14 protein-coding genes are annotated in these 12,229 nt (G+C 63.3%); 3 read left to right on the forward strand and 11 right to left on the reverse strand.

Features of this window, described 5'->3' with window-relative positions; translation table 11 throughout:
* The first annotated feature begins 94 nt into the window (after nucleotides 1-94).
* Together GEV01_RS13910 and GEV01_RS13915 are read left to right on the forward strand one after the other, a co-directional pair.
* Complete coding sequence (locus GEV01_RS13910) at nucleotides 95-1,432, forward strand: hemolysin family protein (RefSeq protein ID WP_152805175.1); 1,338 nt, start codon at nucleotides 95-97, stop codon at nucleotides 1,430-1,432.
* Nucleotides 1,433-1,448: 16 nt separating this feature from the next.
* On the forward strand, nucleotides 1,449-2,249 hold the full coding sequence (locus GEV01_RS13915) for a substrate-binding periplasmic protein (RefSeq protein WP_328595516.1): 801 nt from the start codon (nucleotides 1,449-1,451) through the stop codon (nucleotides 2,247-2,249).
* Here GEV01_RS13915 and GEV01_RS13920 read toward each other — a convergent pair.
* The 6 genes from GEV01_RS13920 to GEV01_RS13945 are packed head-to-tail and all read right to left on the reverse strand — an operon-like array spanning nucleotide 2,246 to nucleotide 7,307.
* Nucleotides 2,246-3,283 carry an AI-2E family transporter gene (locus GEV01_RS13920; protein ID WP_152805179.1) on the reverse strand — a complete coding sequence of 346 codons (1,038 nt, stop codon included), beginning with the start codon at nucleotides 3,281-3,283 and terminating at the stop codon, nucleotides 2,246-2,248. The two genes, GEV01_RS13915 and GEV01_RS13920, sit on opposite strands and share 4 nt — an antisense overlap.
* A 9-nt stretch (nucleotides 3,284-3,292) precedes the next feature.
* The gene (locus tag GEV01_RS13925; protein ID WP_008445321.1) at nucleotides 3,293-3,892 is read right to left on the reverse strand and encodes an SCO family protein; all 600 of its coding nucleotides are present in this window, start codon (nucleotides 3,890-3,892) and stop codon (nucleotides 3,293-3,295) included.
* Nucleotides 3,892-4,785 (reverse strand): heme o synthase, encoded by an 894-nt coding sequence (gene cyoE / locus GEV01_RS13930; protein ID WP_152805182.1) that lies wholly within the window; start codon nucleotides 4,783-4,785, stop codon nucleotides 3,892-3,894. Before cyoE ends, GEV01_RS13925 begins: the two co-directional genes overlap by 1 nt.
* A 17-nt stretch (nucleotides 4,786-4,802) precedes the next feature.
* Nucleotides 4,803-5,969 (reverse strand): COX15/CtaA family protein, encoded by a 1,167-nt coding sequence (locus tag GEV01_RS13935; RefSeq protein ID WP_175023044.1) that lies wholly within the window; start codon nucleotides 5,967-5,969, stop codon nucleotides 4,803-4,805.
* A 5-nt stretch (nucleotides 5,970-5,974) separates the two neighbouring features.
* A complete protein-coding gene (locus GEV01_RS13940; protein ID WP_328595517.1) occupies nucleotides 5,975-6,592 on the reverse strand; it encodes an SCO family protein in 618 nt (205 codons plus the stop codon).
* Nucleotides 6,576-7,307, reverse strand: a complete 732-nt coding sequence (locus GEV01_RS13945) for an SURF1 family protein (protein ID WP_152805184.1) — start codon at nucleotides 7,305-7,307, stop codon at nucleotides 6,576-6,578. The genes GEV01_RS13940 and GEV01_RS13945 overlap by 17 nt, the downstream gene beginning before the upstream one ends.
* A 39-nt stretch (nucleotides 7,308-7,346) precedes the next feature.
* Between GEV01_RS13945 and GEV01_RS13950 the strand changes: the two genes are divergently transcribed.
* Nucleotides 7,347-7,550 carry a twin transmembrane helix small protein gene (locus GEV01_RS13950; protein WP_008445316.1) on the forward strand — a complete coding sequence of 68 codons (204 nt, stop codon included), beginning with the start codon at nucleotides 7,347-7,349 and terminating at the stop codon, nucleotides 7,548-7,550.
* Nucleotides 7,551-7,633: 83 nt separating this feature from the next.
* Here the strand turns inward: GEV01_RS13950 and GEV01_RS13955 are convergent, their stop codons facing one another.
* The 5 genes from GEV01_RS13955 to coxB form a co-directional block, all read right to left on the reverse strand.
* Complete coding sequence (locus tag GEV01_RS13955) at nucleotides 7,634-8,494, reverse strand: cytochrome c oxidase subunit 3 (protein WP_152805187.1); 861 nt, start codon at nucleotides 8,492-8,494, stop codon at nucleotides 7,634-7,636.
* Between the two features lie 16 nt (nucleotides 8,495-8,510).
* Complete coding sequence (locus tag GEV01_RS13960) at nucleotides 8,511-8,714, reverse strand: DUF2970 domain-containing protein (protein WP_008445314.1); 204 nt, start codon at nucleotides 8,712-8,714, stop codon at nucleotides 8,511-8,513.
* Nucleotides 8,715-8,725: 11 nt separating this feature from the next.
* Entirely contained in the window at nucleotides 8,726-9,283 is a 558-nt protein-coding gene (locus tag GEV01_RS13965; protein WP_328595518.1) for a cytochrome c oxidase assembly protein, read from the reverse strand.
* A 111-nt stretch (nucleotides 9,284-9,394) separates the two neighbouring features.
* Nucleotides 9,395-10,984 (reverse strand): cytochrome c oxidase subunit I, encoded by a 1,590-nt coding sequence (gene ctaD, locus GEV01_RS13970; protein ID WP_008445310.1) that lies wholly within the window; start codon nucleotides 10,982-10,984, stop codon nucleotides 9,395-9,397.
* A gap of 15 nt (nucleotides 10,985-10,999) precedes the next feature.
* Nucleotides 11,000-12,226, reverse strand: coding sequence for a cytochrome c oxidase subunit II (gene coxB, locus GEV01_RS13975; protein WP_152805189.1), 1,227 nt, complete (start codon nucleotides 12,224-12,226; stop codon nucleotides 11,000-11,002).
* Nucleotides 12,227-12,229: the final 3 nt, after the last annotated feature.

Consider the following 12,229-nt stretch of genomic DNA (forward strand, 5'->3'; position numbering starts at 1 on the left):
GTGCTCTCCCCTCTGCACGGCATATTTTGCGATGCATAAACGCGCTGTCGTTTAAGATACCTCTTTTCACTACCTGAATCGCCGCTCGGCCCTTATGCAAAACCTCATGCTTGTCGTGCTCGCCATCTTCCTGGTCGCGCTCAATGGATTCTTCGTGGCGGCCGAATTCGGCATCGTCACACTGCGCAAGACGCGCGTGCGCGCCATCGCCAAGACCCAGGGACTCAAGGGACGCATACTCGGCAAGGTGCACGGCGAACTCGACGCCTACCTGTCGGCCTGCCAGCTGGGCATCACGCTGGCCTCGCTGGGCCTGGGCTGGGTCGGCGAACCGGCCTTCGCCGGCCTGCTGGAACCGCTGCTGACGGCCATCGGCGTCACCTCGCCGGAAATCGTCCACGGCATCGCCTTCGTGTTCGCCTTCTGCGTGATCTCCTTCCTGCACATCGTGGTGGGCGAGCTGGCGCCGAAGTCGCTGGCGATCCGCATGCCGGAAGTGATCGGCCTGTGGAGCGCGCTGCCGCTGTACGGCTTCTACTGGGCCATGTATCCCTTCATCTGGGTGCTCAACGCCAGCGCCAACATGGTGCTGGGCCTGGCAGGCCTGTCCGGCAAGGGCGGCCACGACAGCCACTACTCGGTCGATGAACTCAAGCTGATCCTGCGCACCAGCCAGCCTGGCGAAAAGTTCAACAAGGACGAACGCAACATCCTGGCCCACTCGCTCGATTTCAGCGACCTGTCGGTGTCCGACCTGATGCGCCCGATTAACGAGGTGATCGGTCTGTACGCCAACCGCCCGCTCAACGACAATCTGCAAACCATGTTGCGCAACCGCTTCAGCCGCTATCCCTACTACGACAAGGATGGCGAGACGGTGCTGGGCGTGGTGCACCTGAAGGATTTGTTCTTCGCCCAGCAGTCCGGCAAGCCGGTCACCGACCTGGTGCCTTTCCTGCGCCCGGTGGAGACGATTTCGGCCCGCACGCCGGCGCTGGAACAGTTCCGCCGCTTCCGCGACGGCGCGCCCCACTTCGCGCTGATCGGCGAAAAAGGCAAGCGTCCGCTGGGCTTCATCACGCTCGACAACCTGCTCGGCGCGATGGTCGGCGAAATCCACGACGAGTTCCGCCTCAACGAGAACGACTGGCTCAAGCAGCCCGACGGCACCCTGGTCGGCAAGGCCAGCCTGCCGATCTTCTCGCTGGAACGCACGCTGGGCATCGACATCGAAAACGAGGAGTTGGGCCTGGAAGAGGTAGAATCGGTAGGCGGCCTGATCATGCTGAAGCTGGGCGATATCCCGAAACAGGGTCAACGCATCAGTTTCCGCGGTTTCGACATCGTCGCCAAGAAAATGAATGGCCCGCGTATCCTGCTGGTCAAGGTCATTCCCAAGGATGACACCGAGGACAACGCCGACCAGGACTAACCCGGTAGGAGGAGATGTGCTCAGCCGCCTGATCCTATGTTGTACCCTGCTCGGCATCGCCGGCCTCGGCGGGGCCGAACCGCGCAACGGCTGCAAGCAGCTGCGCGTCGCCTTCTACGAGGACGGCGCCCTGTTCTACCGCGCCGCCGACGGCGGCTGGACCGGCATCGACAAGGACGTGGTCGACGAACTGGCCCGCCGGCTCGGCTGCACCATCGAGGCCAGCGTCGATTCCCGGGTGCGCATCTGGGCCGGCCTCAGCGGCGGCAACCTCGACATGTCGGTCTCCGCCCTGCTCCTGCCCGAACGCGAGAAAATCGGCCGCTTCGTGCCCTATATGACGGGTCGCAATTTCGTGCTGCTGCACAAGGAGCTGAGCGGACGGCTGCACAATATGGCAAGCTTCCTTGCCGATCCCCAATACAAGATCGCCGTCGTCAAAAGCTACAAGCACGGCCGCGCCTACGAGGACTGGCTGAGCAAGCTGCGCGCCCAGGGCCGCGTGTTTGAAACGGCCGACCATCTGTCGATGATGCGCCTGTTCAAGCTGGGACGGGTGGATGCGGTAATGGCCACGCCGACCACCTGGTATCCGCTGGTCAGGCAGGAGCAGCTGGCGGGCACCTACAGCGTGATGGATTGGGCGCCGCGCGAGAACATGGTCTCCGGGCTGATCGTCTCGCGCCAGAATATCGACGAGGCCACGGTGGCCCGCTTCAGCCACGCGATCCGCGCCATGCGCGAGGACGGCACGCTGCGCCGCATCTTCGAGCGCCATACCGACGCCGAGCGCGCCGGACAGATGATCAACTTCTAGGCGGCTACGCCGGTCCAGTTGCGCAGCAGGCCCAGGCCAACCGCCAGCAGGGTCGGGCCGATGAACAGGCCGACGAAGCCGAAGGCCAGCACGCCGCCCATCACGCCCAGCAACACCAGGATGAACGGCAGGCTGCTGCCGCGGCTGATCAACATGGGCTTGACCACGTTGTCGACGCCGCTGATGACGAACATGCCCCACACCAGCATGAAGACGCCCCAGCCGGTGCGGCCTTCATTGAACAGCCAGATCGCCGCGCCGCCCCAGATCAGCGGCGGGCCGACCGGCACCAGCGACAGCAGGAAGGTCGCCACCGACAACATCGCCACGGCCGGCACGCCGGCGACCAGGAAACCGACTGCGGCCACGCCGGCCTGCGCCAGCGCCGTGCCCAGCAGGCCGTACATCACGCCGCGCACGGTGCGGCTGACGGTGTCGGCCACGGCCGCGCCCTGCGCGCCGATCAGCTTGTCCATGCCGACCGCCAGCGCCGCCAGCATGGCCTTGCCGTCGCGGTACAGGAAGAAGCTGACGAACACCGCCAGGCTGACCTGGGCCACGCCGCTGCCCAGCACCATGCCGCCGCCCAGCAACAGGCGGCGCGCGGGCTCCAGCAGGTTCTTGGCGACGCTGAGCAATTCCTCGCGGCTACCCAGCAGTTTCTGCAGATAGGTGTGGGCCGCCTCGCCCACCACCGGAATATCCTTCAGCCAGGCCGGCGGCGCCAATGTGCCGCTGCCCAGGCTGGTCTTGATTTGATCGTAGAACTCGCTGGCGTTATCGGCGATATTCCACGTCACCAGCGCCAGCGGCACGATGATCAGCAGTGTCAGGCCGACGCTCATGACGGCGGCGGCCAGCGAGCGGCGCTCCCGGCAGCGCGACAGCAGGCGCAGGTACAGCGGCCAGCTGGAGATGGTGATGGCGGCGGCGAACAGTATCGCGGCCAGGAAAGGCCGCAACACGGTCAGGCAGCCGATCACCAGCAGGACGATGGCGGCAAGGCGGGTATAGGGTTGGAAGCGCTGTTGCATGCGCGCGCGTCAGGACTGGGCCAGCAGCAGCTTGAGGTCGTGCACCAGCGGCGCCGGTCCCTGCCCGCTGCGCGCCAGCAGGCGGATCTTGCCCTGCTTGTCGAACACATAGCTGGCGGCGGTGTGGTCCATCGAATAGCTGCCCGGCGTCTTGCCCGGCACCTTGGCGTAGAACACCTTGAACTCCTTGCCGACGGCGGCGGTCTGCTCGGCCGTGCCGTACAGGCCGAGGAAGCGCTTGTCGAAAGCCGGCACGTATTCGGACAGCAGCTGCCGGGTGTCGCGCTCGGGATCGACGGTGACGAACAGCACCTGCACCTGGGCGGCGTCGGCGCCCAGTTCCTTCATCGCGGCCGACATCTCGGCCATCGTGGTCGGGCAAACGTCCGGGCATTGGGTATAGCCGAAGAACAGCACCACCACCTTGCCCTTGAAGTCAGCCAGCGTGCGCGGCTTGCCGTTGTGGTCGGTCAGCGCGAAGTCCTTGGCGTATGGCAGGCCGGTCAGGTCGGTGTTCTTGAACTCCAGGCGCGGCGCGGCGGCCCGGCGCTCGCACGCGGCCAGCAATACGGAAAGGACGATCAGGCCGAAGGCGAGCAGTTTTTTCATCAGAATTTAAAGTAGTGGTCCACCAGCAGCGCCACGAACAGCAGCGACAGGTAGATGATCGACCAGGTGAAGGCCTTGCGGGCGATCAGGTCGGTGTAATGGCGGTAGATCTTCCATGCGTGGTGCAGGAAGACGGCGTTCAGCACGATGGCGCTGGCCAGGTAGATCAGGCCGCTCATATGCACAGCGTACGGCAGCAAGGTGGTGGCGGCCAGCGCGATCGAATACAGCCAGACGTGGAACTGCGTGAACTTCATGCCGTGCGTGACCGGCAGCATCGGCAGGCCGGACTTGGCGTAATCGTCGCGGCGGTACATGGCCAGCGCCCAGAAGTGCGGCGGCGTCCAGATGAAGATGATCAGCACCAGCAGCCAGGCTTGCATCGGCACGTCGTTGGCGACGGCCGCCCAGCCCAGCGCCGGCGGCATCGCGCCGGACAGGCCGCCGATGACGATGTTCTGCGGCGTGGCCGGTTTCAAAATCATGGTGTAGATGATGGCGTAGCCGACGAAGGTGACGAAGGTCAGCCACATGGTCAGCGGGTTCACCAGCGCATACAGGATCCACATGCCGGCGCCGCCGATCACGGCGGCGAAAATCACGGTCTGCATGACGGTGATCTCGCCCATCGCCATCGGGCGGCGGGCGGTGCGCGCCATGCGGGCGTCGATCTCGCGCTCGGCCAGGCAGTTGACGGCGAAGGCCGCGCCGGCCAGCAGCCAGATGCCGACGGTGGCGGCCACCAGCAGGCGCCAGTCCGGCATGCCGTCGCTGGCGAGGAACATGCCGATCACGGCGCAGAAGACGGCCAGCTGGGTGACGCGGGGCTTGGTCAGCGCCCAGTATTGAGAGGCGCGGCTGGCGGATTTGGATGTGGCGGTGTGTGTGGTCATTAGATGCTTAGTGATGCCTACTTTTGCCGGGCAGCGGAAGTGTGCGCGGATGCCGCGCCCGAGGCTGCCTTTTTTGCAATATCGTACTGGTACTTAGCCTTGTAGTTTAACATGGTCAGCAGCAGGACCAGCAGTGCCGCCCCGGCGTTGTGCAGCACCGCGATCATCAGCGGGAAGCTGAGGTAGATGGTGGCGACGCCGGTGGCGATCTGCGCCGCCAGCGCCAGCGCGATGTAGCGTGCAGTCTTATGCAGCGCCGCATGCTCCCACGCGCGCCAGGCCGTGTAGCCGGCCACCAGCGCGACGATGATGCCGAAATTACGGTGCACCCAGTGGATAGCCGTCAGCGCCGCGAACGGCAGGTAGTGGCCGGCGGCGGTCTTGCCCAGCTCGCGCCACAGCGTGAAGCCGTGTTCGAAATCCATGTCCGGCACCAGCTTGCCGCCGCACAGCGGGAAATCGGTGCAGGCCAAGGTGGCGTAGTTGGTGCTGGTCCAGGCGCCCAGCGCCAGTTGCACCAGCAGCAGCAAACCCGACGCGCCCGCCAGCAGGCGGATGTTGCGCATCGCCGGCGGCGAGGCCGTCACCGTGCGCACCGGCGCGATCAGCTGGTTCTGGCGGCCGCCGTACCACGCCAGCAAGGACAACATGCCCATGCCCAGCAGCAGGTGGGTGGTGACGATCACCGGTTGCAGCTTCAGCGTCACGGTCCAGGCGCCGAACGCGCCCTGCACGCAGATGAACAGGAACAGCGCGGTCGGCAGCCACGGCGCGTACTCGGCGCGCGTGCCTTTGGACTTGCGCCATTGATACCAGGCCTGCGCCATCATCGCCACGATCAGCACGCCGATCGCCATCGCCAGGTAGCGGTGGATCATCTCGATCCAGGCCTTGACCACCGTGACCGGGCCGGTCGGCAGCAGCGCTTCGGCCGCCGTGATCTGCTCGTGCGCGAGGAAGGGATTGGCGGCGCCATAGCAGCCCGGCCAGTCCGGGCAGCCGAGGCCGGAATCGGTCAGGCGCGTGAAGGCGCCGAACACGATCAGGTCGAAGGTCAGGAATACGCAGACCCAGACCAGCTTGCGGTATTTGTTGGCGTCGGACGAAGTCCACACCAGCGACGCCGGCAGCAGCGCCACCAGCAGCGCCGTCACGGCCATTTGAGCGAGGGTGGTCGAGTGCATGATGGTCAGCCTATCGCCGAAGCCTTCAGCAGCTTGCTGATGTCCTTGTGGACCTTCTTCACCTTCTCGGTGTCGCTGGAGACCGCGCCTTTCGGGAAGCGCATCATCAGGTTGCCCAGCGGGTCGATCAGGTAGACGTGGTCGGACACGCGGTCGCCGGCAGCCTGCTCCAGCGGCAGCCACTTGTCGATGACGGCGGCCGGCGCGCGCAGCATGCGGGTGCCGTCGTTGACGCGCATCAGCACCGTATCGAGCGGCTGGTCGTCGGTGATCATCCACACGCGCTCGATGCGCTCCATCTCCTTGCCCTGCATGGTGCGCAGCTGGCGCATGGCGAACAGCTGGTCCTGGCAATCCTGCTTGCAGTCGGACGGACCGACCTTGAGCATGATCCACTTGCCCTTGTAGTTGTCCAGCGTCAGCGGCTTGCCGTCCAGCGAGGTGCTGGCCATGGCCGGGATCGGATGGTCGCGCGGATCGATCAGCGCGCCGAAATTGGTGACGCCGCCCTTGGGCTTGATCACGTAGTACGTCAGGTAGGAACCCACCAGCGGCGCCGCGCACACGGCCAGCACGGCCAGCAGTTTCCAGCGACCACTGCTTTGATTACTTTTGTTTTCCACGTCTGAATCCGTTCACCACAAAGAAGATAACAGCCATCGCCGACAGTGCGTACCACTGGAAGGCATAGCCCTGATGTTTTTCCACGCCCAGCGCCGGCGCCGGCCAGTCGCGCACCATCTGCGCGTCGTCGCCGGCGGGCCGTGCCGCCGAGGTCTGTTCGACCACGAAGGGCTGCATGGTCAAGCCGCTGTCCCTGGCCACCTGCAACGGGTCGGCGTTCTGCACGATGGCCTTGGGCGTCAGCACCGGCGTCTTGGCCAGTTCCAGCACATGGCCGGCGTCCAGCCGCGCCACGCCTTCCAGCGTGACCGTGCCGGACGGCGTCGCATACGCCGGCAGCTTGGCGCGCTCGGCCGGGTTGCGCGGCAGCCAGCCCCGCGCCACCAGCACATGCATGCCCGATCCCGCAATTTTAAACGGCATCAGCAGATAAAAACCGGAGCTGTTCTTGTAGGGACGGTTATCCAGGTACACCGGCCAGCCGGCGACAAATTCGCCAGTCATGGAAACGCGGCGGAACTCCACCGCGTCGGCCGCCAGCGGCGTGCCGTCCAGCGGCAGCGGCGCGCTGGCGTTGCCCTGCGCCAGCTTGGCCTGCAACACGATCTTGTGCGCGGCGCGGCGCTGCTGCCAGTTACCCAGCTGTATGCCCAGCGCCACCACCAGCACGGTCGCGGCGAAAGGGACGAGTTTAAAACGGAACGCAATACCCATTACAATGGAACCCTCATCAAACCCACCACCGGTCCTGCCATGAAAATTGCTGTCGCCATTGCGTTTATCCTGATTATCGGCAGCCTGGCATCCGCCTTTTATTTCCTGATGCGCGACAAGGGCAAGAGCAACAACACCGTGCGCGCGCTGGCGGTGCGGGTCGGCCTGTCGATCGCCCTGTTCGCCGCCCTGCTGATCGCCCACAAGCTCGGCTACATCCAGCCTACCGGCATCCGCGGCTGAAATAAAAAAGCCGCATCCGGTGTCGACCCGATGCGGCTTGTTCTCCAGCGCCGCAGCAGCATCGCTGCGGCATTATAGCCTTGTTACAGCCAGTAAACGACCACGTACAGGCCGAGCCAGACCACGTCCACAAAGTGCCAGTACCAGGCCGCGCCTTCGAAGGCGAAGTGGTGGTCCGGCGTGAAGTGGCCCTTGAGCACACGGAACAGCACCACCGACAGCATGATCGCGCCCATCGTCACGTGGAAGCCGTGGAAGCCGGTCAGCATGAAGAAGGTGGAACCGTAGATGCCCGAGGTCAGCTTCAGGTTCAGTTCGGTGTACGCGTGGTGGTATTCGTAAGCCTGGAAGCCCATGAAGATCGCGCCCAGCGCCACGGTGGCGAACAGCCAGAACGCGGTCTGCGCGCGATGGCCGGCGCGCAGCGCATGGTGCGAGATGGTCAGCGTCAGGCCCGAGGTCAGCAGCAGCGCGGTGTTGATGGTCGGGATGGGGAACGGACCCATGGTCGTGAATTCCTGCACCGTGCCGGCCGGGCCGACGTTGCCCCAGTGCGCCGCGAAATCAGGCCAGATGAATTTGTGGTCCAGGTCGCCCAGCCACGGCATGGTGATCGAACGCGCATAGAACAGCGCGCCGAAGAAGGCGCCGAAGAACATCACCTCCGAGAAGATGAACCAGCCCATCGACCAGCGATAGGAATGGTCGACGCGCTGGCCGTACTGGCCGGCTTCGGATTCCTTGATGGCGTCGCCGAACCAGAAGTACAGCACGGCGATGATGCAGGCCAGGCCGATATAGTTCACGATCGGGCCCCACGACACATCATTGACCCAGGCCGAAGCGCCGATCATGGTGGTCAGCAGGGACATGCCTGCGAACAGCGGCCATTTGGATGGACCAGGCACGAAGTAGTACGGTGCCGAGGCGTTATGTGAACTCATCTTCATCTCCCTAAATTTATTTTGAAACTACAACCTTAACGATAGTGATCAGCAGTCCAATAAAACAAGCCACGCCAATCAAGGCCGCGATGATGATGTGTACCGGGTTCAGCTTGGCCGAATCGGTGTCGAAATCGCTTTTGCGGCGCAGGCCGAAGAACGACCAGAACACCGCTTTCATCGAATACATGAACGACGCTTGCTTCTTATCTTCTTCCATTGCGCCCACCCTTACTTGGATGCGGTCTTGTCCAGACCGCCCACCTCGAAGAAGGTGTACGACAGCGTGATGGTCTTCACATCCTTCGGCAGCGCCGGATCGATGAAGAACACCACCGGCATCTGCCGCGCTTCATTCGGCTTCATGGTCTGCTGCTTGAAGCAGAAGCACTCGACCTTTTTAAAATGCGGCATCGCGCTTTGCGGTGCATAACTCGGTATCGCCTGCGCGCTGACTTCGCGGTTCTGGGTGTTGACCACCTCGTACATCACCGTCGCCAGCTCGCCCGGATGCACGGTCATGCTGTGCGTCACCGGACGGAAGCGCCACGGGCCTTGCGCATTGCCGTCAAACTCGATCGTCACGCTGCGCGTGGTGTCGATCTGCGTATTGGTATCGGCGCTGACCGTGCCATCCTTCTGCGTCAGCACATTGATGCCCAGCGCTTCGCAGATCTGGCGGTAGAACGGGTTGAGCGCGTACGCAAACCCGAACATCAGCACCGCCACCACGATCAGCTTGCCCAGCAGCGTGCGGTTCAGCCCGCCAGTTTCCTTGTCTTCGCTCACGTCAGCTCAGCCACATCCGCTTGACGTACACGGACAGGAAAAAGAACAGGGCCAGACCGGCCAGCAGCAGGCCGGTCCTCGCGTTATTCGGCTTCTTCTGTTCGCCCATGATTATTTGAACTGCGGTGGCGTTTCGAAGGTGTGGAACGGCGCCGGCGACGGCACGGTCCACTCCAGGCCTTCAGCGCCATCCCATGGCTTGGCTTCGGCTTTCTTGCCGCCACGGATGGTCGGCAGGATCACGAAGAACAGGAAGAACACCTGCGACAGACCGAAACCGAAAGCACCGATGGTGGCGATCATGTTGAAGTCGGTGAACTGCGCCGAGTAGTCGGCGTAGCGGCGCGGCATCCCCGCCAGACCCAGGAAGTGCATCGGGAAGAAGGTGATGTTGAAGGTGATCAGCGACAGCCAGAAGTGGGTCTTGCCCATGGCTTCGTTGTACATGTGGCCGGTCCACTTCGGCGACCAGTAGTAGAAGCCGGCGAACAGCGCGAACAGCGAACCCGCCACCAGCACGTAGTGGAAGTGCGCCACCACGTAGTAGGTGTCTTGCAGCTGGATGTCGATCGGGGTCACAGCCAGGATCAGGCCGGTGAAGCCGCCGATGGTGAACACGAAGATGAAGCCGACGGCGAACAGCATCGGGGTTTCGAAGGTCATCGAACCCTTCCACATCGTGGCGATCCAGTTGAACACTTTCACGCCGGTCGGCACTGCGATCAGCATGGTGGCGTACATGAAGAACAGCTGCGACGTCACCGGCATGCCGGTGGTGAACATGTGGTGGGCCCAGACGATGAAGGACAGGATCGCGATCGATGCGGTCGCGTAGACCATCGAAGCGTAGCCGAACAGCTGCTTGCGGGCGAAGGCCGGCAGGATCTGCGAGACGATGCCGAAGGCCGGCAGAATCATGATGTAGACCTCAGGATGGCCGAAGAACCAGAAGATGTGCTGATACATCACCGGGTCGCCGCCGCCGGCAGCGTTAAAGAAGGAGGTGCCGAAGTGGCGGTCGGTCAGCGTCATGGTGATCGCGCCGGCCAGAACCGGCATCACGGCGATCAGCAGGTAGGCGGTGATCAGCCAGGTCCAGCAGAACATCGGCATTTTCATCAGGGTCATGCCAGGCGCGCGCATGTTCAGGATGGTGACGATGATGTTGATCGAACCCATGATCGACGAGGCGCCCATCAGGTGCATGGCGAAAATCGCCATGTCCATGCCTGGGCCCATCTGGGTCGACAGGGGCGCGTACAGCGTCCAGCCGGCGGCGGTGGCGCCGCCAGGGACCAGGAACGAGGTCGCCAGCAGGATGGCCGCCGGTGGCAGCAGCCAGAACGAGAAGTTGTTCATGCGGGCGAAGGCCATGTCCGACGCGCCCACTTGCAGCGGGATCATCCAGTTGGCGAAGCCGACGAAGGCCGGCATGATGGCGCCGAACACCATCACCAGGCCGTGCATGGTGGTCAGCTGGTTGAAGAATTCAGGCTGGAAGAACTGCAGGCCCGGCTTGAACAGCTCGGTGCGGATCATCAGTGCCAGCACGCCGCCGGACAGTAGCATGATGAACGAGAACCACAGGTACAGCGTACCGATGTCTTTGTGATTGGTGGCGAACAACCAGCGCGACAGACCATGGGGATGGTCGTGAGCGTGATCGTGATCGTGTGCGTGATCCAAGGTGCTAGTGCTCATTTGTAACGCTCCTGATTACTTACGTGCAGCCACAACTTCGGCTGGTTGAACGATGTTTTCGGCGGCCTTGTTCGACCAGCTGTTACGGGTGTAGGTGATGACAGCCGCAATATCCGTATCCGACAGTTGCTTCCATGCCGGCATTTCAGCGCTGAATTTGCCGCTCTTCTTACCGTGCAGCAGAACGTTGATCTGTTCGGCTTTAGGACCGTTGACCGTTTCCGAGCCGTCCAGCGGCGCGAAGGTGCCAGGCACGCCCTTGCCGTTGGCCTGGTGGCAGACCACGCAGTTGGTGGTGTAGACTTTTTCGCCCTTGGTTTTCAGTTCGTCGATAGTCCAGGTTTTGCTTGGATCATCAGCCAGCGCGGCCATTTCTTTTTTCTTGCCGTCGACCCAGACCTTGTACTCGGCGTCGGTAACGACCTTGACCACGATAGGCATGAAAGCGTGTTCCTTGCCGCACAGTTCGGAGCAATAGCCGCGATAGGTGCCGGTGTGCTCGGCCTTGAACCAGGCGTCGCGCACGAAGCCAGGGATCGCATCCTGCTTGACGCCGAAGGCCGGGATGGACCACGAGTGGATCACGTCGTTGGCGGTGGTGACGATGCGGATTTTCTTGTGCACTGGAACGACGACATCGTTGTCGACTTCCATCAGGTAGTTGTCGCCGCGCTTCTCGGTCGGTTCGAAGCCCGGGGCGCCCACTTGCGCGCGCGGGGTCGACAGGTTGGACAGGAAGGAAATGCCCTCGCCTTCGCCCTTCAGGTAGTCGTAGCCCCACTTCCACTGCATGCCGGTGACTTTGATGGTGATGTCGGCGTTGGAGGTGTCTTTCATGCCGACCACGGTGCGGGTGGCGGGCAGCGCCATGCCGATGACGATCAGGAACGGCACCACGGTCCAGGCGATTTCAACCGTGGTCGATTCGTGGAAGGTGGCCGGTTTGTGGCCCAGCGACTTGCGGTGCTTGAAGATGGAGTAGAACATCACGCCGAACACGGCGACGAAGATGACCAGGCAGACCAGCATCATCCAGGTGTGCAGGTCGTAGATTTCGGACGCGATCCGGGTCGCTGGAGGTTGCAGATTAAGCTCGCCGGCCACGGGGCCGCCGGTGCCGCCGGTTGCCGCGGCGTAGGTGCCTGCCGCAGTTGCCGCCGTGTCAGCCGCCCACGCTGGGATACTTGCCGCCGTTACCGACAGCCCGAGCATCAACGATTGAAGTCGCTTCGCATGTTTCATGTT

Origin of the sequence: Rugamonas rivuli, from assembly GCF_009380165.1 — a bacterium.
Taxonomy (GTDB): domain Bacteria; phylum Pseudomonadota; class Gammaproteobacteria; order Burkholderiales; family Burkholderiaceae_D; genus Rugamonas; species Rugamonas rivuli.